We start from the raw sequence: 26,256 nt of genomic DNA on the forward strand, positions 1-26,256 counted from the left end.
CGCCCCGGCCTGGATGCGGTCAGAAGGAGATCGTGAGGACGGTGTCTGCTCGGCTGATGTCGCCGTGGTCGGCGGGCCGGGTTCCTGCGCGGTGCGCGGTGACAGTGGGCTGGTTGGGGCGGTTCACCTCGTCCCATTGGTCGAGCAGGTTGGTCAGCTCGGCAGCGAGTGTGGTGGCGTCCGGGCCGTGGGCGATTGCGCCGAGTTCGTGGTGGCCGTCGCCGCCTTCTTGGAAGGCGAGGTAGGCGATGGTGCCGCCGTGGTAGATGGCGGCACCAGCCCATCGGTAGGCGGGGGTGACCAGTCCGCTGGTGCGGGCGGTATCACCGACGCCGAGGCGGCCGAACGGCTTGTTGGCGTGGACGAGGAGCCACAGGTCGAGGTGGCCGATGGGGTCGGCGTCGCTGACCTGGATGCCGGTCCAGCGTTCAAGCCGGGGGTGACTCAGTGCCTTGGCGAGGGCGGCGCGGTCGGGCTGGTCGGTGGCGTCGAGTTTGAGGACCACATCGGCGTCGAGGCGTACATGGTGGTCGGTGTGTTCGGTGCTGCCGCGCATGGGGACGAATCCGCAGACCAGCGGTGTCGTGGTGCTGACCAACTGGTGAGAGCCGGTGCGGTCGAAGGCGAAGCAGCGGGTCAGGCCGCTTTCGTGTACGCGCAGGGGTACGATGATGCGGCCGTGTTCGGCGAGTTGTTCCCACCAGCCGGCGGAGATGTCCCAGGCTCCGGCGGTGACGATGATCCGGTCGTAGGGTGCGTGGTCGGGGTCGCCGAGAGCTCCGTCGCCGCAGATCACCTTCACGGTGTCGTAGCCAGCACGGTCGAGGCCGGCGCGGGCGCCGTCGGCGAGGTCCTGGTCGAGTTCGATGGTGACGACCGTGCCGCCAGGGCTGGTCAGTTCGGCGAGTAGGGCGGCGTTGATGCCGGTGGCCGCGCCGATCTCCAGGACACGGTGGCCGGGTTGTGGGGCGAGTTGTTCGAGCATGTCCGCGACGAGGCTGGGGCTCGACGCGGACGACAACGCGGCACCGCTGGGGTCTCGTTTGGTGACGATCTGGCGGCGGGTGTACACGGTTCCCAGGTCGACGCCGGGCAGGAACTGCTCGCGGGGCACCGTACGGAATGCTTTCGCGACGGCGGCGGAGCGGATGTGACCGCGCTGTTCGAGGGTGCTGGCCAGGTTTTCGCGGAGCATCGCGGCACTCGACGTTCCCGGTGCGGTGGGGGAAGTGTTCACTGCGTTGACCCTACTTCCGATCTTGACGGCTGGTTGATAGCCGGATGGGGTGTCAAGGGGGTGGTGGAAGGTGACGGTCACGGCCGCCGTCGCGAGTAGCCAGGTGTCAGCGGCGGAGATGCCGAGCCGGTTGAACAGGAACAAGAGGTGGTGGGTCAGCACCTCGCGTAGGTCGCGGGTCAGCGCGCCGTTTCGGTCGAGGAAGCCGAGGTCCGTGCCCGCCTGCTCGTGGGCTCTCGGCCATTGCGGAGTGATGACGAGAGGGCTTCTGGCCGTGTCGTCGGCTGCGGTGAGTAGGCGCTGCACGGCCGTGATGAGCCGTGGGCTCGGCGCGTGGGCGTTCGGCTGGTGCCGGCGCGAGGCGAGGTGCCGCCAGACGTCGCCCTGCTCGGAGAGCTCCAGTCCGGCGGCGCGCATGAGGCGAGCGGCGAGCAGGACGCCGAGTTCACGCCGATGGGTGCCGCCGGCGGTGGCGAGATGGCCGAGGATGTGGCGGCTGTCGGCGTGGAAGAGGGTGTGAGCGATCGTCATGGCCTGGTCCCCGCCGAAGGCGTACGCCTCGGGGCGGTAGATGGGCTCGGTGACCTCCTGGATGCGGTCGTCGTCGGTGATGGCGGCGAGGAGGGCGTAGACCTGGGCGAGCCGGTCGCCGGACAGTAGCCGCAGCCGCCACGTCTGGCTCTTGCGGATGAACCAGAAGGCGCTGATCGCCCGGTGGTCTTCCGCAGCGGTGAGCTCAGGGGCGAGCCGCGTTGCGGCGAACTCCTCAGCGGTTTGCCAGTCCGAGAAGGTCAGGTTGATCTGGCGCCATCGGCTCACCGGCGCCGCGCCTGGTGGCTCGGTGTCGGGTTCGGAATCGAGATCCACGACGCTCTCCTTGTCTAGTTGATCAGCAGGCTGGTGGCCCAGCGGACGTCGGTGCCGGTCGCGACGGTGTGCAGGGTGAGGGCGATTCCGGCGGGGCCTGCGATCAAGCCGGATCGTGCCGGGGTGGTGTCCTTGGCGTGCTGGATCAGCAGGCGCACGATCTGGGGCAGCTGTGTCTGGAGGCTGGTGGTGCGGGCGTCGGCGGCGGCATACCAGGCCGTAGCGGCAAGTCCTGCCCAGCCGTGACACAGCGACGGATCGACGATCCGACTGAGTTGGCAGGGATCGGCCAGGCAGCGGGTCAGGGCTCCTTCTGCCGCCTCTTGCCGGGCGGCGTCGTCGAGGGCGATCCCGGCCAACTGCTGGGCGCGGGCGACTCCAGGGGTGCCGTAGCACCAGGACGGCCGCGCCGGTCCGCTCATGGAGGGCTTCCCGGCGTGCAACTCCGCGACGGTGATTTTCTCCGGCCACCACGGTCCCGCAGGGCTTGCCTGCTGCCAGCAGTCGAGCCACGTACAGATCCGGCGGATCGCCTCCGCGTGCCCCGACACCCGGATGTCCTGCCGCATCGCCAGAGCCAGGAGGGCCAATGGGCCGGCGATGCCGTGCGCCATGCCGACGTTGGCATGCCCGCCCTGCTCCGAACCTTCACGATCGGCGGCGTCTGCGCTCCACCACCCCGGCGCGAACCGGCCCGCAGCGTCGTCGGTGTGCACCGGCTCGGTCAGCCGCACCAGGTACGCCAGCACCCGCCGGAGCAAAGGTCCGTCCGGGGCGCGGCGCAGCAGGTGGGCTCCCAGGCCGGTCAGCCCGCGTACGAGATCGAACTCCGACAGCGAGGGCCGGGCACGCGCCGCGAGGCGTGCCGTGGCCGCGGTCAGGCGGCGTTCCACCAGATCATCGAGGGCATCATCAAGCGCATCCAGGGCTGCCGGGCGGGAGTGCGGCATGGCCATGGTCAGCGCGTGGGTGACAGCGGGTGCGCCGAACCAGAGTCCGGCCCCGCTGCCGCTGTTCAGTGAGTCAGCGCTCGCGCGTCGCAGCCATGCATGGACCGGTCCCCACCCAGCGTGTCCTGTCTGCGCTCGCACCCCGTGCAGGAGTGCCACCCCGGCGGCACCCCGGGACAGCGACTGGACGTACCAGCGGGTACTGCATGGCCCGTAGTCGTCCGCTGCAAAATCCGGGGGCGGCGGCTCGGTCAGGGTGTCGGTGATACATGCGGCCATCGCCTCGGCCGCCCGTAGCAACGGAGTCCTCAGCGTTGTTTCCGTCATCGGGATGCTCCTTCGGCGCGCACCCGGCGGCGCACTGCCGCCAGCGCGACATGGCGGGCCAACCGACACGTGAGCTGTTCGGCGTCTTCGTTCGGGCCGAGAGCGCGAACGACGTGCAGGTGCATCAGCGACGCGAGCACCGAGGCGGGGGTGAGCGGGCCAGCGACGGCGGACAATTCGGCTGCGTAACGGGTTGCGGCTCTGGAACGTTCCTGCCATGCACGCCGAATGGGCTCCGGAAGTTCGCTCGGGTCGAGCGTGACCGCTTGACGCAGCACCTCCCGCTGGACCGGTGCCTGCCCGGTCTGCTCGGGGCGCGCCACCAGCCACTCGCATCCGTCGGTGCGGCTGCCGAGCATCGAGGCGGCCAGGTCGACCATGCTCAGGGCGGTCAGTGCCTGCCGATCGATCCCAGACTCGGGCAGCGCTACCAGCTGCGCCAGGGCTGCGGTGGAGTCGGCGGCGAACAATTTCTCGGCCGCTGCCAGCGCGGTACCGCAGCCGTAGCGACCAGACTCGGGATGGTAGGTGTCCAGGCTCCAATCGCCGGCTAGGCGCTGCTCTCGGAGCCCGGCGACCCACCGCCCGACCCGCACTGCTGCGTCGCCGTATTCATCGGTCTGCACCCGCAGTCGAAGCTGCGGAGCGGGGCGTTGCATGCGCACGAACCACCACAGCGGCGTCTCGGGCCAGTCGGCGAACAGCGCGGGCAGCCCATGCATCAAGACCAGCTCTATCGTCGAAGGCTCGACGGCCACCGAAGCGGACAGCAGGCCACTGGCACCCGGTATGACCGGCTCGGGGGGAACGGGCGGAGGCCATGCGCCTCGCGCGGTAACCGCAGCCGGCGCGGCAGCGGGCGCAACCGTCGAAGCGACCGGCACGACGATCTCGTGGGCGCGGCCGGAAAGCCAACCGAAATCCTCCGGCCTCGCTGCGTCCACCACGGTTGCCGGTCCGGCGCTGGCGTCCAGGTGGGCACGAAGCAGGGCACGATCCATGGACTGATCGAGGTGGAGCCGAAGCCGCTGGTCACCATTGCCGACCTGCACCCATGCCGGCAGGCGCAGCCTCGTCCGCAGCGGCTCCCAAGCGGTCAACCATTCGTCGTCGCTTGCGTCCGCACCGGGGAGGGAGGCCGGATCGACGCGCCACCGGGCCGCCACCAGGAGGACGCGGCCGTACTTCAGCGCGGGTCGAAACGGCAGGCAGGAAGCCGCACCCCAGTCGAATGGTTTCAGCCGGGCATCCGTGGCTCGCGGCAGCTCCAAGAGGAACCGGCCGAGCAGCGGCATCGTGTGTACGGCGGCGGCGTGCGCCACCGTCGGCTCCACCACGCGCCGCCGCGACATCGACACCAGCACCAGCCGATCGCGGCCGGCGGTCACACCGAGGTCGTCGAGGCCAATCACGTTCTCGGCCACGGGCCGGTGCTCGGCCAGGCTGATCAGCCACGGGAGTACCTGCCGGGAGTTGAGCACGTTCTGGCTGTGTAGCTTGCGCGGCGGGAAGCTCAGTTGCGCCGGCATGGCCCCGGCCACCGCGACAGGAAGGCGGACGAACTCCCGGCACATCAACTCCCGATCGGCGTAGGGCAGCCCGTCGAGGAACCGCCCGCTCGTCGCCATCGCCGAGCGGCCCATTCCGGCCAGCGCGACAGTGAACCGTCCCTGTGTCAGCGCCTCCAGCGAGACCGCGCGGACCTCTGCCGAAACGTCGACGTGAGGGCTGACAGGCCCGGTGACCCGGTTAGTGCCGGCAAGCCATTCGACGGCCGCGTCATCGAGAACCACCTCACGAGCACCGTCGATCACCGCCTGCTGAGCCATCGCGAGCAGACGCTCGTCACGGCCGTACAGCAGAGCCGCCGGCGCATCGGCCACAGTGGCGAAGTGTGCTGGGAAGCCCAACCCGACGAGCGGATCTACCAGCCGAGCGAGCGGCACCACAGCCGTCATCCCGTAGCGGTCGACGAACCGGGCACGGTACGCACGCCACTCCGGCCGCCCCGCCGGATCTGGCGTCAGCCGTCGTAGTACCTCCACCGATGCGGCGATCTCGGCGGCGACCTGCTCCGCTAGGGCGACCTGATCGGCGAGCTGAAGGTCCACCGCGAGCGGCTGGGTGGCCGGTGCCACGCTTAGCAAATCGTCGGCGAGCCCACGAAGGTACGTCGTGCTCCCTGCGCTGGTACCACCGAGACGACTATGCAGCGAGCGCAGCTCTGCCCGAAGGGATCGCTGTCCCTCAGGACCACCGTCGAACATCACATCGAGGGTGTCCAGGACATGCCTGAACGGGTCCGTGCACGTCGATGGTGGTCGGAGAGCGGAGATCAACACTCCGTGGTCCACCAGGCCGGCAACCATCGCGTCAGCGGACGCGCGTGGGAAGCCTGGAAACGCAGCAGCCACCGCGTCGACCAGCTCAGCCCACGGCAACGGTGCAGGGGCGAGTGACACCGCCAGCCGTAGCGCTGCGGTGCTCCTCACCGAGGTCGACTCCGTACGTGCGGAGGCGTGCGGCCGGCGCGCCACGACGATCCGAGGCCCGTTCACCAGCGCCAGGTTGTTCGCCTGCACGGGCAGACGGCGGCGCACGTCGGGCTCAGCTTCCAGGCGCGCGATCAGGGACGCGAGCCAACTCGCGTCCGGCCGTACCCGGATCGCGGGCCGCCCTGCCGGCACCACCGCAGCCACCGTGTCGAACCGCAGGGTCGCCACCCCCGAGAACAACCCGAAGGGCGTCGCGCGCCGCTGCGCCCGGACCAGGTACCGCGCCAGCACCAGCGCCATCCGCCACCCTCGGTCCGGCGTGGCGCACCCGGTGGCGAGTACCGCTTCTACGCGAGCAGCAAACTCGGGGCTGGCGGCCCAGACAGCTTCGGCGAGGCCGACCTTCCGCCACATTGCGTGCAACCAGTCCGCGATACCGGAGGCGTCGCTCCGCTCCGGCCAAGGCGCCGGGGCGTCGGGCCATGAGTGAGCGGCGATGCGGATCGTCGCGGCATCGACCGACCGATACATGAGGCATCCTCCTTTCGTCACGAGGCGCTCCTCTGGGGACAGGGCTGGATGCGGGGGTGCCGGTTCCGGCAGGCATCGGGGGATCGCCTGCCGGAACCAGCGGGGGTGTTCGGTCAGCAGTCGCCGTTCTTCTGGGTGTCGCAGCCGTCGTCCGTGTCGGCCAGCAGAGCGGCGGCGACCGGACCCTCCGTGACGATCTGCACGTCGAGCTCGAACGGGTCGTTGCTGACGGCGAGCAGGCTGTTCATGGAAGCCTCCAATGGGACTGGGATGATGGTGGGCAGGTAGCCCTCGCAGCTACCGGCACGTTGGCTGGCGGATCGATCCGCCTTCCTGGAACGAAGTCCCAAGAGAACTCGCGATGTTCGGCCTGCCCGCCGCCACGCCCTCCTTGGCAGTGACAGCGGGCAGGGGCCCCAGGTATGCCGGATGGCGATCAGCGCTCGTGACGTCCATGCCGCTCCTCCCGCACCTCGGACGTGGGGGGTCCGCTGCGAAACTGTCGCCACGTGCCCTCACTTCAAGCCGTATACACATCGCTTGTTGTGCTTCCACGATCGCGGTTCTTGCGTAGCCCCGGGAACACCGGCCAATGGGGAAAGTTGGGGGGAGACTTACCGGTCGTCGTGCCCTTGAACAGGGGTTTCTTTGTGAAGAGCGTGATCGGTGCTAGCGATGATCGGTGAAACAGGCGCTACGCTCTCGTCGCCGGGGTCCAGGCAGGATGGATCACTGGGCTATTCGCGTCTCTCGCCGGAGGTATCGGTGATCAGTCCATATGTCCGTCGTCGCCGGCTCGCTACCGAACTCGTGCGACTACGGGAGGAGAACGGCTACTCAGCCGAGCGGCTCTGCAAAGAGGCAAAGATCGCCAAGCAGAAACTGAGCCGTTTGGAAAACGCCAGAGTTCGACCAGATCAAGACGAGATCATGCGAGTCCTCGACCACTTTCGGGTTGACGAAAAGCGGTGGGAAGAGATCATGGCCATCGCGCGCGAGTCCCAGGAGAACGGCTGGTGGGAGAAGTTCCGCGTCGAGATGGGACCACGCCAGGCTCTCTACGCGGACCTGGAAGCCGGTGCGGAGCACATCGCCGAGTACCACATCACCTTGCTGCCGGGCCTGTTGCAGATCCCGGCGTACACCGAGGTCCGCGCGGTGGCAGATCGTGCTGCCTACCCCCGGAGATTCACGGTGGAGCGAGCACTGGAAGCCCGAGCTGCCCGGCAACGGGTCCTGGACAGACCTGGCGGACCCACCTACGAAGTGATCATCGATGAGCTCGCGATCCGTCGGCACGCCGCACCGCCGGAGGTCGTCCGCGCACAGCTCGACCACTTGATCAACGTCGGTCACGAGAAGCAGAAGATCACGATCCGGGTACTGCGGCTGACCGCGCGAATCGCTAGCAACGCGGTACCCCGGTCGTCGTACTTCAGCTACCGATACCCCGACCCGAGCGATCCGGTGGTCGTTGCGGTCGACACCATCACCAGCGACCTCGTCCTCACCGACCCGGACGAGGTTGCCAACTACGCCTCCCTGTACGAGCGCCTTCGTTCTGCGGCCCTCAGCCCCGCCGACAGCCTCGACTTCCTCGCCAGCGTGGCGGAGGAGCTGCCCGACTACACCAGGAGATGACCATGCACCCCGAGAAGTTCACCAACTGGCGGAAGTCGAGCCGCTCCGGGGGTGGCGACAACTGCGTCGAGGTCGCCGTCGCGATCGACGGCACCGTGGGCATGCGGGACTCGAAGGACCGGACGGGACCAGTGCTGAGGTTCACCCGAGGTGAGTGGACGGCGTTCACTGACGGCATCCGCGACGGTGAGTTTGACGCCCACTGAGCTGCTGCCTCGTCGGCGCGCCCGGTAAGCCGGGCGCGCCGTGCTGACCTCGGTCGACGTGCGTTCACCGCTTGCAGGCGCAGTGAATGCTGGGCGTCGTGCCGTACCCGCCAATCTCGCGCCGGCTAACAAGGAGCCGGACGGCGATGCGGGCATGAAGCGTGAGTTGCGCTCTACTGTCGACCTGTCGTCTGCTCAGCGCGCCGAGACGAGCGTCTGCTCTATGTGTTCGAAGATGTCCGAGTCCGTCTCTTGGTGCCACTCCGGCATGTCTGACCAGTCGGCTACGTAGGAAGCCTTCGGGCTAGGAAAGTGTCTGAATATCTGCGCAATCCAGCACAGGGCGACGAAGCGTCCTTTCTGCTCACGGGTCAGCTTCGTGGTTGCGCCGTCGGCTGCCTCGATGAACTGGCGGGCCTGCTCATACACGGCAGCGGCACTCTCCCGTTCCCATTCGGGCGTGTCTTCCCAGGGCGTGACGTAGCCCGGTTTCGGTTCGCCGGGGTAGTGCTTGCGGACTCCCGCGATCCATGCCTCGCGGAACACGCGCCCCGGTTCTTCGACCTGCACGCTGGTCCTCCCTCTGGTCATGTCAGTTCCCTGCCCTTGTCAGAGCGCTGATCTGGCGGTTGAGATGCCGCACGTGAGTGTCGGCAAGGAACGGCCGCAGGCGGTGGTGTAGTTGGTTTAGTTTGGAGCCGACCACGCCAGAGCCGCTTTGGCGGGCAGTGTCGAGGGCGGCGCTGCCGTAAAGCACGATCTGGTGTACGTCACTACGTTGGACTCCGACCAAGGCGAGGTCCGTCAGAACGGTTCCGCGTCGTCGCGTGGAGAGGGTCTGAGACAGAGCGCCGGACAGCACCGGCTCGGCCAGGTCAGGGCGCCTCAACTCGACGTAGCAGGCTCCGCGTTCCTCGGCGAGCCGGGAGCCGTCGAAGCGCAACCAACCGCCGTTGTGCACTCGGCCGGGCAGGTGGTTGACCTCTTCGGCTTGGTCGAGCGCCTGCCGGCATCCGCCGAGGTCACCGAGGCCAGCGAGAGCCTGTGCCTGCACAGTTCGTGCCCAATGCCGGGTCGACAGCGCGCTGTCCCCGTTCTGGGCCAGGTCGGCGGCAACGGCCAGCATCGGTGCGGCGTGCCGGAAGTCGCGCTCGTAGACGCTGATGAAGGCGTGACGGATCATCGCGCACGCCCAGAGGTCGTAGGCAGCGGCTTCTCGAGCGGCGGTCGCTGCCAGGGTGTAGCAGTGCGCGGCCTCGCTGTACGCGTTCGCGTCGAAGGCGACCTCGCCGGCGAGCTGGAGCAGATCGGCAGTGACCCCGCAGAGCCTGCGGTGCACGGGTGTCGTGTGGGATCGGCGCAGGTTGGCGGTGAGCATCGTCAGCTGACGGTTGACCAGCGGTGATACTGCTGCCTTGAACTCGGCCGCGCCGAAGGCCGCCCACAGCTGGGCGTTCAGCCCCTCGTACTCGTCGAGGGTCGCTGGGTCTAGTCGCCTGTTCCCGTCACTGGATGACTCGATGCGCGCCCAGTCGAGCTGGCTGGCCGGGACGGGCGCGGCCAACAGCGCACCTGTCAGGCTCAGTAGGCGTAGCAACTCGCGGCGGTTCATATCGCCAGTGTCCGTGATCTCCCCGCCGATCAGCGAGTCGCCAGCGTGATCATCACCAGCGGTGTGCATCTCGCCAAGGGGCACCTGGTGCGCATCGGGATCAGAATGGCGTTGGCCACGGGTGATGTAGAAGCCCAGGTCAGCGTCCCGTGGTGCCTTCAGTACCGCACGGAATGCCTCCCGGGTCGTGGGCTTGGGCCAGCGGTGTTCTCCCCGCTCAAGCTTGCCGACGTGGTTGGCGTCCATGCTGGTTCTCGTGCCGTAGGTGTCCCACAGGTAGCTGTTGACCGCCTCGGCGACCTCCTGCCGAGACATCCGTCGGCCTGATCCACTCGGGGATAGAAGTCGACGGCGGGCGTCACTGAGCAGGGTGTTCGGGCCATCTAACGCACCCGACTTCGGGGCCAACCCGTCACCGCCCGTCGAAACTCGCTGGTAACCTCTCGGGCGGCCCTGCAAGATCGCTGCCGCCTCATCACTGGCCTGCTGGACCTCGGCCTCCGTCCTGCCGCCCGAGGCGATCCGACGGTCCGGTTTGCCGGAATGCCAAGCCAGGATGTCAGCGTAACTACCTGATCACAAGACGAACTATCAACGAAACGTGAGGCTGACCGCAACCGTCCGGGTGGCCTGCTCGCCCTTGACGAGCACGGCGGTGCCACCAGGGGGGTGTCTACTGATCCGCCGAGCGATCGTCACGGTGAGCGATGGAGTTCGACGCGCGGTCATGCCGAGATGAGTGCGCCCCAGTGGGAGCGGGCTGCACATCGTCGCTATGGTCGGTGTCGTGGAGACACTGGGCCGACTTGCCGGAGTCACGGTCGACTGCCGGGATCCGCAGCGACTGGCTGACTTCTGGTCCGTGGTGCTTGGAGGACGGGTGACGGAGTCTCTTCCCGGCTGGCGGCGCGTCACTGTCGCCGGGGGCGGCCCGGTGCTGACATTCCAGCCGGTCCCGGAGCCCAAGGCCGGCAAGACGCGACTACACCTCGACATCGCCGTTACCGACGTTGACGAAGCGGTCGATCGGATCGGGATGTTGGGCGGGCGGTGGACAGGTGAACGGCATGACTACCAAGAGGGAGCAGTCCTCGTCATGACCGACCCGGAGGACAACGAGTTCTGCGTCGTGCAGTACTACCGGGTGTGATCTGGTTAGGCTTTCGATTGAGCCTCCGAGACCTGCTGATGGCGTCGCACGCACCGTCGTCGTTGAACACTGATCACAAGCGGCCCGCGAGAGTGTGGAGCCGTCGACACACTCTTCTGCCGCGATCCGGGCGCGTTAGGTGCCCATGCATCGAGCCAACGTCCGATGCCCCGGCCGCTCGGCCGGGGCATCTTTGATCGTCTACCTCAGCACGAAACCGGCTTCCACGATCAGTGATCGGCCGGTCGCGTTTCGCGTTTACAGTTCTGTGAGGTGCCCCCGGCAGGATTCGAACCTGCGCCACCGCCTCCGGAGGGCGGTGCTCTATCCCCTGAGCTACGGGGGCTCAGCGACTGGAGAAGACTAGCAAACCTCCCCTGCGCACGCCGAATCGGTATCGGGTGAGCCGATCGTGTCGGACCGGCCCACCCGGTGCTCAGGCGGCTACCGCCCGCCCGCAACTGGGCAGCGGGTGCAGGACGATTCGCCGGGGGAGCCGGCGCGGCCACTCGTTGCGTGGCCAGGAGCCGTCCACGATCAGGTGGACGGTGCGCTGCTCCTCGCCACTGAGCCGCAGCACGAAGTCGCGGGGGAGCGGCGGGTCCACCGTCGGCGTGGTGATCATGAAGCGCACCCGACCGCGAGACGAGACAGCGGAGATCACGTCTGCGGCCGGCATCGTGCCGCGCAACCGGACCCGGCCGATCCAGTAGACCTCCGCGAGGTGCTCCTGGGCGGCCCGGGTGATCCCCGGGTACTCGCTGCGGACCCAACGCTCGACCGCGCTGACGCAGAGCCCGCAGGCCCGCTCGCGCGGCTCCCGCGGACCCAACCCCCAGGCCCGCAGGTACGCCCCGACGGCGCCGGCGTCCAACGGCAGCTCGAAGCGCCGCTGGATGAGCGTGGTGAGGCTCTGCCGCGTCCACAACTCCTCGTCCAGGCCGAACTCGTCGGGATGGACGCCCCGCAGCATGTCGATCAACTCGAGTTCCTGTTCGCGGCTGAGCATTCCCGGCTCGCCCTGCCGCTGTCCGCGACGGACGGCTGCCACCGCCCCGTCACCACCGATGGTGTGGCGTCGGCACCAACTGGTGACCGAGCGCCGTGCGTCTCTGAGTGCAACCCCCACGTCTTGGGCAACGAGCCCGAATCGCAACTGGTCACGATATGTGGGGAGAAAACTCTCTAAGCAACGTAATCGCCTGTGCCACGCAAAACGCCCACAAGGTACAAGTAGGGGCGATTGCCTCAAGAGGGCGGTCAGCCCGCCTAGATCGACTCGGGTTCCTGGAAGTCGGGGCGTCCGGATTGCGTGGGCAGCGCGGTTTACTGGAAACCGAGTCGATCAAGGCTGAGACTGCGGCCCGTGTCACCGCCGCGGTTCGGCGGGGACACGGGCCGGGTGCGCCCGTCCGGTCGGTCAGCCCTTGGCCTGCGCCTGGAGCTGCCGGAGGTTGTTCAGTTCGTTCTGCTGGGTGTTCTTCATGGTGTTCGCCACCCGCAGCACCTCGGCGTTGTCGGTCGCGCCGAGCGCCGCGTCGATCATGTGGATGCCGCCCAGGTGGTGGGCGTACATCAGGGTCAGGAACTGCCTGTCGACCTCGATGCCCTGAGCGTCGCGCAGAGCGGTCATCTGTTGCGGCGTGGCCATGCCCGGCATCAGGCCGTCAGTGACGGTGGCCCCGTCGGACATCCACGACATCGGCGGGTTCGACCCGGTCGGGCTGAGACCCCACTCACGCAGCCAGGTCTGCATCGCGCCGATCTCGCCCTGCTGCCCGGTGGCGATGTCGACGGCGATCTGCCGCACCTCGGGGAGGGTCGCCGACCGGTACGCGATCAGGCTCATCTCCACCGCCTGCGCGTGGTGGGTCGTCATGTCCCGGGCGAAGCCCGCCTCGACCGAGGCGTCACCGGGCCGGGTGAGCCGCGGGGTGAGCAGACCGCCGGCGTATCCGAGGAGGAGCCCCACCACCAGCATGATGGCGAGCGCCAGCACGCCGTAGCGCGACGCCGGGGCCCGGCCGCCCTCGTCCGGGGCGGCCGGGATCTCGTCGTACTCGCTGTCGGTGGTCGCCGGAGCGGTCATTGCCGTCCTTACTGGGTGGGCTGCTGCTGGAGCTCACGCGGCGTGGTGCCGGTGGCGGTGATGCCGGTGTTGCAGAGCGCCGTCGGGCCCTCGACGGAGGCGTTCACCCGCAGGTCCTTGATGAACTCGTCGATCCGCGAGTCGTCGGCATTGTCGACCTTGAGCTGGTAGCCCCAGGCCTGCAGCGAGATCGGCTTGTCCAGGCCCTCGTACGGGCTCATCATCATCTTCTCGACGCCGCGCACCTTGCTGGCGAGCTTGTCGACCTGGTCCTTGGGCAGGTCCGGGCGGTAGGTGATCCACACCGCGCCGTGCTCCAGGCTGTGCACCGCGTGCTCGCTGGCGATCGGGGCGTCGTAGACGTCGCCCATGCAGTTCTGCCAGGCGGCGTTGTGCACCCCACCCACCGGCGGCGAGTACTTGTAGGTCAGCGGGCCCGACTTGTGCGACTCGTAGTCGAGGCTCGTCTTGTCGGTCTTGCGGATGTTGGCGATGCCGTCGATGGCGTTGGCCCGCTTGTCCCACGGCTTGGAGCCCTGGAACGACGCCCAGGCGCCGTAACCGATGATGCCGGCCGCGAGCACGCCAACCGCGACGAAGAGCGCGATCGGCCCCCACGCGCGGCCCTGGCTCACCTTGACCGGGGTGACCGGCTTGCGCGGGCCCTTACCCCCGGCCCGGGGGGAGCCCGTCGGCTTGCCGGAACCGGCCTTGGCGCCGGACGCCGGCCGGCCCGCGGCCGGCTTCTTGCCGGTGCTGACCACGGTCGGGCGGCGCTCAGGGCCACCCGGGGTGCTGATGCTCATCGTGCCTCGTCAAGTCGGTCGGTCAGGGGAGTGGCGGGCCGGATGACGCGCAGGGGAGCCGCCGAGTGCCCGAGTCTACCCCCGATAACATGGTTGGGTGACTCCTGCAGAACTAGCCTCGGTCGTCCTTGCCGCCGCCCACGCCGTCTTCGAGCAGCGTGGGCTCGACCGCGCCGCGCTGCCGGCGAGCACTGTGGTGGAGCGACCGCGCAACCCCGAGCACGGCGACTACGCCTCGACGCTCGCGCTGCAGTTGAGCAAGAAGGTGGGCGTCCCGCCCCGGGAGCTGGCGACGGCCCTGGCCAACGAGCTGGGCCGGGCACCGGGGGTCAAATCGGTGGAAATCGCCGGGCCGGGCTTCCTGAACATCCGACTCGACGCCGCCGCGGCCGGTCAGCTCGCGCGGGTGATCGTGGAGACCGGCGCGGAGTACGGCCGCAGCGACCGTCTCGGCGGCGAAAAGATCAACCTGGAGTTCGTCTCGGCCAACCCGACCGGGCCGGTGCACATCGGCGGGGTGCGCTGGGCGGCCGTCGGTGACGCGCTGAGCCGGCTGCTTCGGGCCACCGGCGCCGACGTCGGCACTGAATACTACTTCAACGACGCCGGTTCGCAGATCGACAGGTTCGCCCGGTCGCTGCTCGCCGCCGCCAAGGGTGAGCCGGCGCCGGAGGACGGCTACGGCGGGGCGTACATCGCCGAGATCGCCGCCGAGGTGCAGGCCCGCCGGCCGGAGGTGCGCTCGCTCGACGACGACGCCGCCCAGGAGGTCTTCCGGGTCGAGGGCGTCGCGCTGATGTTCGACGAGATCCGCACCTCGCTGCGCGACTTCGGGGTGGAGTTCGACACCTACTTCAACGAGAAGGACCTGCACGACCGGGGTGAGCTCGACCTGGCGTTGAACCGGCTGCGCGAGCAGGGGCACCTCTACGAGTCCGAGGGCGCCACCTGGCTGCGCACCACGGACTTCGGCGACGACAAGGACCGGGTGCTGCGCAAGTCCAACGGCGAGTGGACGTACTTCGCCGCGGACTGCGCCTACTACCTGGACAAGCGCGAGCGCGGCTTCGAGCGGGTCGTGATCATGCTGGGCGCCGACCACCACGGCTACATCGGCCGGATGAAGGCGATGTCCGCCTGCTTCGGCGACGACCCGGAGCGCAACCTGGAGATCCTCATCGGGCAGCTGGTCAACCTGCTGCACGACGGCGCGCCGATGCGGATGAGCAAGCGGGCCGGCACCGTGATCACCCTGGAGGACCTGGTCGACGCGATCGGCGTGGACGCCTCCCGGTACGCGTTGGCCCGCTACTCCAGCGACTCCCCGATCGACATCGACATCGAGCTGTGGACCCGGGCCAAGAACGACAACCCGGTCTACAAGGTGCAGTACGTGGCCGCCCGGACGGCGGGCGTGGCCCGTAACGCCGCCGCGGTGGGGCTGGTTCGGGGTGACGCCGACGCGTTCCGCCCCGAGCTGCTCGACCACGAGAAGGAGAACGAGCTGCTCAAGGCGCTGGCCCAGTTCCCGGCGGTCGTCGCCACCGCCGCCGAGCTGCGCGAGCCGCACCGATTGGCCCGCTACCTGGAGGACATCGCCCCGTCCTACCACCGGTTCTACGACGACTGCCGGGTCCTGCCGCGCGGCGACGAGGAGATCACCGACCTGCACCGGGCCCGGCTCTGGCTCAACGACGCCACCCGCACGGTCATCGTCAACGGTCTCTACCTGCTCGGCGTCTCCGCACCCGAGAGGATGTGACATGAGGGCTCATGAGGCTGGTGCGCTGCACGCGGACATCAGCAACCGGGGGCCGGCCTGGCTGCGTACCCCGGAGGACGTGAACGCCCTGCTCCCGACGCTGTGGCCGCGCAGCGTGACGCGCGGCGCCGACGGCGCTGTCGCCGTCGCGGGCCTGAGCGTCCGCGACATCGCGGCCGAGTTCGGCACCCCGGTGTACGTCCTCGACGAGGCCGACCTGCGCTCGCGCTGCCGCGACTTCCGGGCGGCCTTCCCGACCGAGGACGTCTTCTACGCGGGCAAGGCGTTCCTCTGCCGCGCCGTGGTCCGTATGATCGCCGAGGAAGGGCTGCACCTGGACGTCTGCACCGGTGGCGAGCTGGCCACCGCGCTGTCGGCCGGAATGCCGCCGGAGCGGATCGGCTTCCACGGCAACAACAAGTCGGTCGCCGAGTTGGGCCGGGCGCTGGACGCCGGGGTGGGCCGGATCATCGTCGACTCGTTCACCGAGATCGACCGGCTCACCGCGCTGGCCCGCGAGCGCGGGGTCCGGCCCCGGGTGCTGGTCCGGGTCACTGTGGGCGTCGAGGCGCACACCCACGAGTTCATCGCCACCGCCCACGAGGACCAGAAGTTCGGCTTCTCGCTGGCCGGCGGTGCCGCCGCCAACGCCGCGCTCAAGATCCTCGACGAGAGCGTGCTGGAGCTGCGCGGTCTGCACTCGCACATCGGCTCGCAGATCTTCGACGCCAGCGGCTTCGAGGTCTCGGCCCGTCGGGTGCTCGCCCTCCAGGCGCAGATCCGCGATGCGCGCGGTGTGGAGCTGCCCGAGCTGGACCTGGGCGGCGGCTTCGGCATCGCGTACACCACCCAGGACGACCCGGCGACCCCGCAGGATCTGGCCAAGCGGCTGCGCAAGATCGTCGATTCGGAGTGCGCGGCGGAGAACCTAACAGTGCCGCACCTGTCGATCGAGCCGGGCCGGGCCATCGTCGGGCCGGCCGTGTTCACCCTCTACGAGGTCGGCACGGTCAAGGACCTCGACGGCCTCCGGACGTACGTCAGCGTCGACGGCGGGATGAGCGACAACATCCGCACCGCCCTCTACGACGCGTCCTACTCCGCGACGCTGGCCTCGCGGGCCTCCGGCGCGCAGCCGTTGCTCGCCCGCGTGGTGGGAAAGCACTGTGAGTCCGGGGACATCGTGGTGAAGGATGAATTCCTGCCCGCCGACGTGCAGCCCGGAGATCTTGTCGCGGTGCCCGGCACCGGTGCGTACTGCCGAAGCATGGCCAGCAACTACAACCATGTGCCCCGGCCACCGGTGGTCGCGGTGCGCGACGGCCAGGCGCGCCTGATCGTCCGGCGGGAAACCGAAGAGGACCTGCTCGCTTTGGATGTGGGATGACGTCACCTGTGCGCTTGGCGCTGCTCGGCTGTGGCACTGTCGGCCAGGAGGTGGTCCGGCTGCTGCACGAGCAGTCGGCCGACCTGACCGCGCGGATCGGCGCCCCGCTGGAGATCGCCGGCATCGCCGTCCGTCGGCTCGGCCGTGACCGGGGTGACCTGCCGGTCGACGAGGACCTCTTCACCACCGACGCGCTTGGCCTGATCAAGCGCGACGACGTGGACGTGGTGATCGAGGTGGTCGGTGGCATCGAACCGGCCCGGAGCTGGCTGGTCGAGGCGCTGCGCGCCGGCAAGAGCGTGGTCACCGCCAACAAGGCGCTGCTCGCCGAGGACGGCGTGGCCCTGCACGAGGCGGCGGCCGAGGGCGGCGGCGACCTCTACTACGAGGCGTCAGTGGCCGGGGCCATCCCGCTGCTGCGCCCGCTGCGGGAGTCGCTGCACGGCGATCGGATCAACCGGGTCACCGGCATCGTCAACGGCACCACCAACTTCATCCTCTCCGCGATGGACGCGACCGGGGCCGGCTTCGCCGAGGCCCTCGAAGAGGCCACCGCCCTGGGGTACGCGGAGGCCGACCCGACCGCCGACGTGGAGGGCTTCGACGCGGCGGCGAAGGCGGCGATCCTCGCCTCGCTGGCGTTCCACACCCGGGTCGGCGCCGCCGACGTGCACCGCGAGGGCATCACCGAGGTGACCGCCGCGGACATGGCCAGCGCCCAGGCGATGGGCTGCACGATCAAACTGCTCTGCATCGCGGCCCGGGGTGTCGACACCACCGGCCGGGAGACCGTCAGCGTCCGGGTGCACCCCGCGATGATCCCGCGCAGTCACCCGCTGGCAAGCGTCGGGGACGCGTTCAACGCGGTCTTCGTTGAGGCGGACGCGGCCGGGCAGCTGATGTTCTACGGCCGGGGCGCCGGTGGCGCGCCCACCGCCAGCGCGGTGCTCGGTGACGTGGTCGCGGTGTCCCGCAACCGGCTCGCCGGGGTGCGCGCGGCCAGCGAGAGCGCGTACGCGGACCTCGCGGTCCGGCCGATGGGTGAGGCGTTGACCCGCTACCACGTGAGCCTCGACGTGGCCGACCGTCCGGGTGTGCTGGCCTCGGTGGCGAGCGTGTTCGCCCGACACGACGTGTCGATCGCCACCGTCCGGCAGGGCTCGGCGGGCGGGCCGGCGGGCCGCGACGGCGACGCGGAGCTGGTCATCGTCACGCATGTGGCACCGGACGCCGCGCTCGCCGCGACAGTCGGCGAGCTGCGCGGTCTGGACATCGTCAGGTCGGTGACGAGCGTGCTGCGGGTCGAGGGCGGCGCCTGAGTCGTTGCAGCATCGACGGACGGCTTGCGTGTCCCGCCAGGTGGGTAAGCCGGGGTGTGCCATCGACCACTCCGGCAGGCTGGTCCAAGGTGGCCCTGATATATCGGGTGGGCGCGGCGGTAGAGGCGAGGAGAGCGACATGTGGCGGGGTCTGATCGAGGCGTACCGGGATCGGCTGCCGGTCACCGCGGCCACGCCGGTCGTCACGCTGCACGAGGGGAACACCCCGCTGTTGCCGGCACCGGTGCTGTCCGCCCGGCTCGGTTGCGACGTGCACCTCAAGGTGGAGGGCGCCAACCCGACCGGCTCCTTCAAGGACCGGGGCATGACCCTCGCGGTGTCCAAGGCGGTCGAGGCCGGCAACAAGGCCATCATCTGCGCCTCCACCGGCAACACCAGCGCCTCCGCCGCGGCGTACGCGGCCCGGGCCGGCTTGACCTGTGCCGTGCTGGTGCCGCAGGGCAAGATCGCGTTGGGCAAGCTGGCGCAGGCGCTGGTGCACGGCGCGAAGCTGCTCCAGGTGAACGGCAACTTCGACGACTGTCTCGCGACGGCCGCCAAGCTCGCCCAGGACTACCCGGTCGCGTTGGTCAACTCGGTCAACATCGACCGGCTGCACGGCCAGAAGACCGCCGCCTTCGAGATTGTCGAGGCGCTCGGTGACGCGCCCGACATCCACTGCCTGCCGGTCGGCAACGCCGGCAACATCTCCGCCTACTGGATGGGTTACGAGGAGGAGTCGGCCGTCGGCGCCGCCACCCGGACGCCCAAGATGTACGGCTTCCAGGCCGCCGGGGCGGCCCCGATCGTGACCGGCCAGGTGGTGCCGGAGCCGTCCACCATCGCCACCGCGATCCGGATCGGCAACCCGGCGAGCTGGACCAAGGCGTTGGATGCCCGGGACGCCTCCGGTGGCCTGATCGCGTCGGTGACCGACCGGGAGATCCTCTCCGCGTACCGCCTGCTCGCCCGTGAGGTGGGGGTCTTCGTCGAGCTGGGCAGCGCGGCCAGCGTGGCCGGCCTGTTGCAGCAGGCCGCGGCGGGCGCGGTGCCGCCCGGTTCCACTGTGGTCTGCACGGTGACCGGCCACGGGCTGAAGGACCCGGAATGGGCGATCTCCACCGCGCCGGCGCCGGTGACCATCGCGAACGACCCGCTGGCCGCGGCCCGCGCACTCGACCTGGCCTGAGCGGGCCACCGTCCGGGCGTTGAACGACGGCGGGTAGCCGGACGGCGGGACGGGCCGGGGGCGGCGGGGGTCGAGGTATGCGAGTCCGGCACACTTTCGGGTATCCCCGCCCGCATTCTCGTTCAGGAGTGAGCCAGGCCGATGTCGCTGCTCGCCAGATTCAGCCTCGCCAACCGAGGGCTGATTGCCCTCATCGCGGTGGTGACCACGGTGTTCGGAGTGTTCGCCGTGCCGTCGCTGAAGCAGCAACTGCTGCCGTCGCTCGAGTTCCCGGCCGCGTTCATCGTGGCCCCCTACCCCGGCGCCGGCCCCGAGATCGTCGAGTCGCAGGTGACCGAGCCGATCGAGAACGCCCTCCAGGGCATCCCGGGGCTGGACCAGGTCACCTCCACCTCCCGCGAGGGGGCGGCCACCGTCCAGGTGACGTACGAGTTCGGCACCGATCTCGACGACGTGGTCAACAAGATGCAGACCGCGCTGAGCCGGATCGACGCCCAGCTGCCGGAGGGCGTCGACCCGCAGGTCATCGCGGGTAGCACCGACGACCTTCCGGCGGTGGTGCTGGCCGCGGCCGGCGCTGCGGACGAGCGGGCGCTCGCCGAGAAGCTGCGCGCGACAGTGGTGCCGGAGCTTGAGGGCATCGAGGGGGTGCGCACGGTCGAGGTGACCGGCACCCGCGACGACGTCGTGGTGGTCACCCCGGACCCGGCGAAGTTGGCCGCCGCGAAGGTCCAACCGACGGCGATCGGCGCCGCGCTCAAGACCAACGGCGTGGCGGTTCCGGCCGGCGCGGTGACCGACGGCGCGTTGGCCCTCCCGGTGCAGGTCGGCACGCCGATCTCCACGCTGGAGGAGCTGCGCGGCATCGTGGTCGTCCCGGCCGCGGCACCCGTTCGCCTCGGTGACGTGGCGACGGTCGAGCAGCAGCTCGCCCCGGCCACGGCGATCACCCGGACCAACGGCAAGGACAGCCTCGGTATCGCGATCACCGCGGCGCCGGACGGCAACGCCGTGGCGATCTCGCACGAGATCCGGGACCGGCTCGACGACCTGAAGGACGCCTCCGGCGCGGAGCTGACGGTGGTCTTCGACCAGGCGCCGTTCGTCGAGAAGTCGATCGAGTCGCTGACCACTGAGGGCCTGCTCGGCCTGGTGATGGCGGTCATCGTCATCCTGGTCTTCCTGCTGTCGGTGCGCTCGACGGTGGTCACCGCGGTCTCCATCCCGCTGTCCGTGCTGGTGGCGCTGATCGCCCTGTGGATCGGTGACTACTCGCTCAACCTGCTCACCCTCGGAGCGTTGACCATCGCGGTCGGTCGGGTGGTCGACGACTCGATCGTGGTGTTGGAGAACATCAAACGACATCTGGAGTACGGCGAGGAGAAGCGGCACGCCATCATCACCGGCGTCCGGGAGGTGGCCGGCGCGGTGACCGCGTCCACCCTCACCACGGTGGCGGTGTTCGCGCCGATCGCGCTGGTCGGCGGGTTCGTGGGCCAGCTCTTCGCGCCGTTCGCGATCACCGTGACGGTGGCCCTGCTCGCCTCGCTGCTGGTGTCGCTGACAGTGATCCCGGTCCTCGCGTACTGGTTCCTCAAGCCGCGCGGCGGCACCGCGGACGACGAGGCCGTACGGCACGCCGCTGAGGAGAAGGAGCTGCGCAGCCCGTTGCAGCGGGCGTACCTGCCGGTGATCGGGTTCGCCACCCGCAAGCGGTCGACTCGTTGGATCACCGTCGGGCTCGGCCTGCTGGTGCTCTTCGGCACCTTCGGTCTGGCGCAGAAGTTGGAGACCAACTTCCTGGACGACTCCGGCCAGGACACCCTCAACATGAGCCAGGAGCTGCCGGCCGGCAGTGGTCTGGCGGCCACCGACGCGGCGGCCAAGCAGGTCGAGTCGGTGCTGTCCCGCACCGACGGCGTCGAGACGTACCAGGTGACCGCGGGCGGTGGGGACAACCCGTGGGCGGGCGGTGGCGGCAACAACGTCGCCAGTTGGTCGCTGGCGCTCGACGGTGACACCGACGCGAAGCAGATGCGTGAGGTGCTGCGCAAGGAGTTCGACAAGCTCGGTGGCGGTGTCGGTGAGATCAGCTTCGGTGGCGGGCAGGAGGCGTCGACCAGCCAGCTGGAGGTCATCGTCCAGGCCGGCGACCCGGAGGCGCTGACCCGGGCCGCCGAGGAGGCGCGGGCCGCGATGGCCGGCGTCCCGGACGTCGAGGACGTCTCCACAAGCCTGGCCGCGCGGGTGCCGCGGGTCGACGTGGTGGTCGACCGGGTCGCCGCCGGTCGGGTCGGGCTCACCGAGGCCGCAGTGGGGCAGCTCGTGTCCCAGGCGTTCCGGGGAGCGCCGCTGGGTCAGGTGGCGCTCGACGGCCAGCAGCAGAACGTGGTGCTGCGGTTGGGCACGCAACCGCCGATGACAGTGGACGAGCTGCGGGCACTGCCGGTTGGTCCGGTCAAGCTGGGCGACATCGCGCAGGTCACCCAGGGCGAGGGCCCGCAGCAGGTCACCCGGATCGACGGCGAGCGCAGCGTGTCGGTGACCGGCGCGGCGACCGGCTCGAACGTGGGCGCGACCAGCCAGGAGTTGCAGAAGCGGCTGGACGGCATCACCGTGCCGGGTGCGAGCTTCACCATCGGTGGTGTCAGCGCGGATCAGGCGGATGCCTTCGCGGACCTGGGTCTGGCGGTGCTGGCTGCGATCGCCATCGTCTTCCTGATCATGGTGGCCACGTTCCGCAGCCTCACCCAGGCGCTGATCCTGCTGATCTCCATCCCGTTCGCGTCGACCGGTGCGATCGGTCTGCTGTTGATCACCGGGACGCCGCTCGGTGTGCCGGCGCTGATCGGTGTGCTGATGCTGGTCGGCATCGTGGTGACCAACGCGATCGTGTTGCTCGACCTGATCAACCAGTACCGGGCGCAGGGCATGGGGGTCCGGGAGGCGGTGGTCGAAGGTGGCCGTCGCCGGCTGCGCCCGATCCTGATGACGGCGGTGGCGACCATCTTCGCGCTGCTGCCGATGGCGTTCGGGTTGACCGGTGAGGGCGGCTTCATCTCGCAGCCGCTGGCGGTCGTGGTGATCGGTGGTCTGCTCAGCTCGACGCTGCTCACGCTGATCCTGGTGCCGACGCTCTACACGATGGTGGAGCACACCAAGGAGTCGCTGCGGGGTCGGCGCGCCCGGCGGCGCTCCGGGGGGTCGGCGGTGACCACGACGGAGACCGACGAGGTGCCAGCCCCGAACCAGGTGGCGGTGCCGAGCGGCGCGCCCGCCCCGGCCGAGCGTGCGCAGCCGGCCGGGCGACCCGCGCCGTCGGCCGCGTTGGTGGAGGGTACGGACCAGTTCGAGGTGCTGCGGCTGCCCCGTAGCCGTACCTCGCCGCTGCCTCCGGCGGAGCCGACCGAGTAGGTCGCAGAGCGGTTCGGAACGCCCCCGGCGGATTTTCGCCGGGGGCGTTCCGGGTTCATTTCGGCCGAAAACACTCCGGCTCGACCACTCCATACTTTGTGTGACTTCTTGCATACTCCTCGTAGACGGATGGGGGGTGTGGGTGGAGCGGGGCGGGCGGTTGGCCGAGGGCGCGCGCGGGTGGGGGCGACGCGACCTGCTGCGCCGTGGCCTGCTGGTGGTGGGCGGCGTGGCCATCGGCGCGGGGACGTCCGAGGCGTGGTGGACCACCCGTCGCCGGATGCCGATCGCCCGCGGCCCCGCCAGCGCCACCCTGGGTAACGTCCAGCAGGATGTCGGCTCCGGTGCGCTGGAGGTCGTCTGGTCGGGAAGAACCAACCACCGTCTGGTCGCCCTCACCTTCGACGACGGCCCCGCACCACAGTGGACACCGATGGTGCTCGACACCCTGGCCCGGCACCGGGTTCCGGCCACCTTCTTCATGGTCGGGGCGCAGGTCCGCCGGCACGCCGACGTCGTCCGGGACCGGCTCGCCGGGCACGAGGTGGGCAACCACAGCTGGGGGCACCGGGACCTGGCCGACCTGAACGCCGCCGAGACGTACGACGACCTGCGCCGCAGCCACGACGCGATCGCCGACCTGACCGGGGTGCCGCCGGTGCTCCTCCGCCCGCCGTACGGCCACCTGGGCGGGGCGGTGTTGCACGCGGCGGCCCGGCTGGACTATCGGCTGGTGCTCTGGTCGTTGCAGATGGTGGAGCGCGAGTTCCCCGACGATCCGGTCGGTCACGCCCAGCGCATCGTTGCCGAGGTCCGACCGGGAACGATAGTGCTCGGCCACGATGTGGGGGCGCGCCGGCGGCTGGTCGCACTGCGGGGCCTGACCGACATGATCAACGGGCTACGGTCCCGCGGTTACACCTTCGTCACGGTTTCGGCGCTGCTGGGAGCGGGTGTGGGTCCGACACCGACCAGGTAGGGTCGCGCTCCGTGACGTCCACCCTCGCGGTTCTGACCGGCAATCGGAGCTTCCGCAATCTGTTCCTCGCCGAATTGGTGGTCTTCGGCGCCGACTGGTTCGTCATGGTGCCGCTGCTGGTGCTGTTGCCGCACCTGACCGGCAGCGGCGTCTGGGGCGCGCTGGTGTTGGCGGTGGACACCGGCATCGTGGCGTTGCTGCTGCCGTACACCGGCACGATCGCGGACCGCTTCGACCGCCGCAAGATCATGATCGTCGCGAACGTGGCCGCGCTGGCGGGCGTGCTGCTGCTACTTGGCGTGCGGGACGCCGGAACGGCGTGGCTGGCGCTGGTCGCGATCGGCGTGGTGGCGGTCGCCAAGGCGTTCTACTCACCGGCCGCCCAGGCCGCGCTGCCCAACGTGCTGGAGCCGCACGAGCTGGCCGCGGGCAACGCCGTCGCCGGCTCGGCCTGGGGCACCATGACAGTGGTCGGCGCCTCGCTCGGCGGCGTGCTGAGCACCGCCGCCGGCCCGTACGTCTGCTTCTGGGTGGCGGCGGCGGGCCTGGCGGTGGCGGCGGGCCTCGCCACCCGGATCCGCCGGCCGTTGCAGGCACCCCGGGACGCCGACCAACCGCCCCAGCGGACCTGGTCGGCGGTCCGCGAGGCGCTCGGCTACATCGGTCACCGCCCCCGGGTGCTCGCGTTGGTCACCGTCAAGTCAGCGGTGGGCCTGGGCAACGGCGTGCTGACAGTGTTTCCGCTGCTGGCCGGCGTGTACGGTGTCGGCCCGCTCGGCGCCGGCCTGCTCTTCGCGGTACGCGGCGCGGGAGCGTTGGTGGGGCCGATCCTGATGCGCCGGGTGTTGACCAACCGGGCCTGGCTGCTGCCCGGGCTCGCGCTGTCCATGTCGCTCTACGGCTTGTCCTACCTGGGCACCTCGGTGGTGCGGTGGTTTCCGCTGGTGCTTCTGCTGGTCTTCGTGGCGCACTTCGCGGGTGGCAGCAACTGGGTGATGTCGAACTTCGCCCTCCAGGGTGAAGTTCCCGACCGGTTGCGGGGCCGCGTCTTCGCCACCGACATGATGCTGGCGACGCTGGCGATCTCGGTGAGCCAACTGGCGGTGGCCCTGGTGGTGGACTCGGTCGACGAACGGGTGGTGCTCGCCGGCTGCGGTCTGATCACCCTCGTGTACGCGGTCGGCTGGCGGATCGCCACCCGCCGGCTGTCGCTCACCGATCCGGCCACCGAGCCGGTCCCGAACCCGGCCGGCTGAACTCAACGGTCCCAGGCAGCGGGCGCGGGACCGGTTCGTCGGTCCCGACCCCTAGCATGAGCGCGTGCCGACGAACTTCACCCCCGAGCCGGTCCGGGTCCGGGTCCCCGCGACCAGCGCCAACCTGGGTCCGGGCTTCGACGCGCTGGGCCTCGCCCTCGGGCTCTACGACGACGTGGCCGCCGAGGTCGCCTCGGCTGGTGTCCAGGTGGCAGTGACCGGGCAGGGCGCCGGTGAGCTGCCCGACGACGACCGGCACCTGGTGGTGCGGGCCATGCGCGCCGCGTTCGACGTGCTCGGGGCCCACCCCGCAGGGCTGAGCGTGGAGTGCGTCAACAGGATCCCCCAGGCACGGGGGCTGGGCTCCTCGTCCGCGGCGATCGTCGCCGGGGTGCTGCTGGCCCGTGCCCTGGTCGTCGATGGGGAGCACCGCCTCGACGACGCCGGGGCGCTCCGGCTGGCCGCCGAGATCGAGGGCCACCCGGACAATGTGGCGCCGTGCCTGCTCGGCGGTTTCACAGTGGCCTGGTCCGAGCCGGGCGGCGCCCGGGCGGTCTCCCTGCCGGTCGCCGCCGCGGTGCGGCCCACCGTTTTCGTTCCGGCGGAACGCGGTTTGACCGCGACCGCACGGGCGGCTCTGCCGGCAACCGTGCCGCACGGTGACGCCGCGTTGACCGCCGGGCGGGCAGCGCTGCTGGTGCACGCGCTCACCACGGACCCGACCCTGCTGCTACCGGCCACCGTCGACCGGCTCCATCAGGATTACCGCGCAGCCGGGATGCAGAGCACATCTGCCCTGGTCAGCGCGTTGCGAGCGGCCGATGTGGCAGCTGTGGTCAGTGGGGCGGGGCCGACTGTGCTCGCGCTCAGCATGCCTCCAGCGGGCTTCCCAGTGGGAACAGACTGGGAGATCTGGCAGTTACCGATAGACGTCAGCGGCGCGCGGGTTGCGCGGGGTAGACTTGGACACGCCGAGCGGGACCCTGTTGCCGCAGGTCGGAAGAGTTGATTACGCTCTAGACCTAGCACAGCCGCGAAG

20 protein-coding genes and 1 tRNA gene are annotated in these 26,256 nt (G+C 69.8%); 11 read left to right on the forward strand and 10 right to left on the reverse strand.

The window, feature by feature from the left end:
• Positions 1-19: 19 nt before the first annotated feature.
• The 4 genes from fxlM to ABZS40_RS11325 form a co-directional block, all read right to left on the reverse strand.
• Positions 20-2,104 carry a methyltransferase, FxLD system gene (gene fxlM / locus ABZS40_RS11310; RefSeq protein WP_354943184.1) on the reverse strand — a complete coding sequence of 695 codons (2,085 nt, stop codon included), beginning with the start codon at positions 2,102-2,104 and terminating at the stop codon, positions 20-22.
• Positions 2,105-2,118: 14 nt separating this feature from the next.
• A complete protein-coding gene (locus tag ABZS40_RS11315; protein ID WP_354943185.1) occupies positions 2,119-3,381 on the reverse strand; it encodes a lanthionine synthetase C family protein in 1,263 nt (420 codons plus the stop codon).
• On the reverse strand, positions 3,378-6,407 hold the full coding sequence (locus ABZS40_RS11320) for a lantibiotic dehydratase (protein ID WP_354943186.1): 3,030 nt from the start codon (positions 6,405-6,407) through the stop codon (positions 3,378-3,380). Before ABZS40_RS11320 ends, ABZS40_RS11315 begins: the two co-directional genes overlap by 4 nt.
• A 113-nt stretch (positions 6,408-6,520) precedes the next feature.
• Complete coding sequence (locus ABZS40_RS11325) at positions 6,521-6,655, reverse strand: FxLD family lanthipeptide (protein ID WP_354943187.1); 135 nt, start codon at positions 6,653-6,655, stop codon at positions 6,521-6,523.
• A 517-nt stretch (positions 6,656-7,172) separates the two neighbouring features.
• Here ABZS40_RS11325 and ABZS40_RS11330 point away from each other — a divergent pair.
• Both ABZS40_RS11330 and ABZS40_RS11335 read left to right on the forward strand, forming a co-directional pair.
• Positions 7,173-8,048: a helix-turn-helix transcriptional regulator gene (locus tag ABZS40_RS11330; RefSeq protein WP_354943243.1), complete on the forward strand. Its 876-nt coding sequence runs from the start codon at positions 7,173-7,175 to the stop codon at positions 8,046-8,048.
• Positions 8,045-8,254 carry a DUF397 domain-containing protein gene (locus ABZS40_RS11335; protein WP_354943188.1) on the forward strand — a complete coding sequence of 70 codons (210 nt, stop codon included), beginning with the start codon at positions 8,045-8,047 and terminating at the stop codon, positions 8,252-8,254. The genes ABZS40_RS11330 and ABZS40_RS11335 overlap by 4 nt, the downstream gene beginning before the upstream one ends.
• A gap of 195 nt (positions 8,255-8,449) precedes the next feature.
• Here ABZS40_RS11335 and ABZS40_RS11340 read toward each other — a convergent pair whose 3' ends face one another.
• Positions 8,450-8,845: a hypothetical protein gene (locus ABZS40_RS11340; protein WP_354943189.1), complete on the reverse strand. Its 396-nt coding sequence runs from the start codon at positions 8,843-8,845 to the stop codon at positions 8,450-8,452.
• Position 8,846: 1 nt separating this feature from the next.
• Positions 8,847-10,181, reverse strand: a complete 1,335-nt coding sequence (locus ABZS40_RS11345; RefSeq protein ID WP_354943190.1) for a transcriptional regulator — start codon at positions 10,179-10,181, stop codon at positions 8,847-8,849.
• 460 nt (positions 10,182-10,641) lie between these two features.
• Here ABZS40_RS11345 and ABZS40_RS11350 point away from each other — a divergent pair, with 460 nt between their 5' ends.
• A complete protein-coding gene (locus ABZS40_RS11350) occupies positions 10,642-11,016 on the forward strand; it encodes a VOC family protein (RefSeq protein WP_110565188.1) in 375 nt (124 codons plus the stop codon).
• Between the two features lie 274 nt (positions 11,017-11,290).
• Here the strand turns inward: ABZS40_RS11350 and ABZS40_RS11355 are convergent.
• The 4 genes from ABZS40_RS11355 to ABZS40_RS11370 form a co-directional block, all read right to left on the reverse strand.
• A tRNA-Arg gene (locus tag ABZS40_RS11355) sits at positions 11,291-11,362 on the reverse strand.
• A 90-nt stretch (positions 11,363-11,452) separates the two neighbouring features.
• Positions 11,453-12,145: a winged helix-turn-helix domain-containing protein gene (locus ABZS40_RS11360; protein ID WP_238680628.1), complete on the reverse strand. Its 693-nt coding sequence runs from the start codon at positions 12,143-12,145 to the stop codon at positions 11,453-11,455.
• A 291-nt stretch (positions 12,146-12,436) separates the two neighbouring features.
• Entirely contained in the window at positions 12,437-13,105 is a 669-nt protein-coding gene (locus ABZS40_RS11365; RefSeq protein WP_354943191.1) for a DUF305 domain-containing protein, read from the reverse strand.
• Between the two features lie 8 nt (positions 13,106-13,113).
• Positions 13,114-13,911, reverse strand: coding sequence for a DUF3105 domain-containing protein (locus ABZS40_RS11370; protein WP_354943192.1), 798 nt, complete (start codon positions 13,909-13,911; stop codon positions 13,114-13,116).
• A 97-nt stretch (positions 13,912-14,008) separates the two neighbouring features.
• Between ABZS40_RS11370 and argS the strand changes: the two genes are divergently transcribed.
• From argS to thrB, 8 genes are all read left to right on the forward strand, one after another.
• The gene (gene argS, locus ABZS40_RS11375; protein WP_354943193.1) at positions 14,009-15,673 is read left to right on the forward strand and encodes an arginine--tRNA ligase; all 1,665 of its coding nucleotides are present in this window, start codon (positions 14,009-14,011) and stop codon (positions 15,671-15,673) included.
• A gap of 1 nt (position 15,674) precedes the next feature.
• On the forward strand, positions 15,675-17,060 hold the full coding sequence (lysA, locus tag ABZS40_RS11380) for a diaminopimelate decarboxylase (RefSeq protein WP_354943194.1): 1,386 nt from the start codon (positions 15,675-15,677) through the stop codon (positions 17,058-17,060).
• A gap of 8 nt (positions 17,061-17,068) precedes the next feature.
• A complete protein-coding gene (locus tag ABZS40_RS11385; RefSeq protein WP_354943244.1) occupies positions 17,069-18,379 on the forward strand; it encodes a homoserine dehydrogenase in 1,311 nt (436 codons plus the stop codon).
• A gap of 139 nt (positions 18,380-18,518) precedes the next feature.
• Entirely contained in the window at positions 18,519-19,568 is a 1,050-nt protein-coding gene (gene thrC, locus ABZS40_RS11390; RefSeq protein WP_354943195.1) for a threonine synthase, read from the forward strand.
• 141 nt (positions 19,569-19,709) lie between these two features.
• The gene (locus ABZS40_RS11395; RefSeq protein WP_354943196.1) at positions 19,710-22,982 is read left to right on the forward strand and encodes an efflux RND transporter permease subunit; all 3,273 of its coding nucleotides are present in this window, start codon (positions 19,710-19,712) and stop codon (positions 22,980-22,982) included.
• A 136-nt stretch (positions 22,983-23,118) separates the two neighbouring features.
• A complete protein-coding gene (locus ABZS40_RS11400) occupies positions 23,119-23,961 on the forward strand; it encodes a polysaccharide deacetylase family protein (RefSeq protein WP_354943197.1) in 843 nt (280 codons plus the stop codon).
• A gap of 11 nt (positions 23,962-23,972) precedes the next feature.
• Positions 23,973-25,217, forward strand: coding sequence for an MFS transporter (locus tag ABZS40_RS11405; protein WP_354943198.1), 1,245 nt, complete (start codon positions 23,973-23,975; stop codon positions 25,215-25,217).
• Positions 25,218-25,281: 64 nt separating this feature from the next.
• Positions 25,282-26,226, forward strand: a complete 945-nt coding sequence (gene thrB / locus ABZS40_RS11410; protein WP_354943199.1) for a homoserine kinase — start codon at positions 25,282-25,284, stop codon at positions 26,224-26,226.
• Positions 26,227-26,256: the final 30 nt, after the last annotated feature.

The sequence above is a fragment of the Micromonospora sp. NPDC005324 genome (assembly GCF_040607155.1).
Classification (GTDB): Bacteria; Actinomycetota; Actinomycetes; order Mycobacteriales; family Micromonosporaceae; genus Micromonospora; species Micromonospora trifolii.

Bases quoted from the DNA above. Each gene is read 5' to 3' on its own strand.
- ABZS40_RS11335 (WP_354943188.1), top strand. From the start codon at position 8,045: ATGACCATGCACCCCGAGAAGTTCACCAACTGGCGGAAGTCGAGCCGC.
- ABZS40_RS11320 (WP_354943186.1), bottom strand. From the start codon at position 6,407: ATGTATCGGTCGGTCGATGCCGCGACGATCCGCATCGCCGCTCACTCA.
- ABZS40_RS11315 (WP_354943185.1), bottom strand. From the start codon at position 3,381: ATGACGGAAACAACGCTGAGGACTCCGTTGCTACGGGCGGCCGAGGCG.
- ABZS40_RS11325 (WP_354943187.1), bottom strand. From the start codon at position 6,655: ATGAACAGCCTGCTCGCCGTCAGCAACGACCCGTTCGAGCTCGACGTG.
- ABZS40_RS11370 (WP_354943192.1), bottom strand. From the start codon at position 13,911: ATGAGCATCAGCACCCCGGGTGGCCCTGAGCGCCGCCCGACCGTGGTC.
- lysA (WP_354943194.1), top strand. From the start codon at position 15,675: ATGAGGGCTCATGAGGCTGGTGCGCTGCACGCGGACATCAGCAACCGG.
- ABZS40_RS11365 (WP_354943191.1), bottom strand. From the start codon at position 13,105: ATGACCGCTCCGGCGACCACCGACAGCGAGTACGACGAGATCCCGGCC.
- ABZS40_RS11345 (WP_354943190.1), bottom strand. From the start codon at position 10,181: ATGTCTCGGCAGGAGGTCGCCGAGGCGGTCAACAGCTACCTGTGGGAC.
- ABZS40_RS11340 (WP_354943189.1), bottom strand. From the start codon at position 8,845: ATGACCAGAGGGAGGACCAGCGTGCAGGTCGAAGAACCGGGGCGCGTG.
- thrC (WP_354943195.1), top strand. From the start codon at position 18,519: ATGTGGCGGGGTCTGATCGAGGCGTACCGGGATCGGCTGCCGGTCACC.
- ABZS40_RS11350 (WP_110565188.1), top strand. From the start codon at position 10,642: ATGGTCGGTGTCGTGGAGACACTGGGCCGACTTGCCGGAGTCACGGTC.
- ABZS40_RS11395 (WP_354943196.1), top strand. From the start codon at position 19,710: ATGTCGCTGCTCGCCAGATTCAGCCTCGCCAACCGAGGGCTGATTGCC.